Source organism: Neisseria sp. HMSC067G12 (assembly GCF_001812725.1).
Lineage (GTDB): Bacteria > Pseudomonadota > Gammaproteobacteria > Burkholderiales > Neisseriaceae > Neisseria > Neisseria perflava.
Genome location: NZ_KV810216.1, coordinates 1 through 243, shown reverse-complemented (window position 1 = coordinate 243; position 243 = coordinate 1). Strand labels below are relative to the sequence as shown.

At 39.5% G+C, this 243-nt stretch carries 1 protein-coding gene; it reads left to right on the top strand.

Features of this window, described 5'->3' with window-relative positions; genetic code table 11:
* Positions 1–68: 68 nt before the first annotated feature.
* Positions 69–188 (top strand): zinc finger domain-containing protein, encoded by a 120-nt coding sequence (locus HMPREF2871_RS11565; RefSeq protein ID WP_311457636.1) that lies wholly within the window; start codon positions 69–71, stop codon positions 186–188.
* Positions 189–243 lie beyond the last annotated feature (55 nt).

The following is a 243-nucleotide window of genomic DNA, read 5'->3' as shown; positions in this document are numbered from 1 at the left end:
GCCTGCATTGACTTCTAAGGCCGCCTTAGTCTCTAGAGACCGAGGCATTCTATCTGATACAGGAGTGGATGCAAATGCAAATCTATCGTGAATTACGCTGTAAGTTTTGTGGGAAATTGCTGGCAAAAGGCAGCGGTTGTGTACAAATAAAGTGCGCTCGTTGTAAAAACATCAATTCTTTCAGCTAATTAATAAATCAAAAGAATGCCTTTGAGCATCATATTAAATCTGATTTAGAGCATC

Excerpts from the sequence above, each read along its gene's own strand:
- HMPREF2871_RS11565 (WP_311457636.1), top strand. The coding sequence starts at position 69 with ATGCAAATGCAAATCTATCGTGAATTACGCTGTAAGTTTTGTGGGAAA.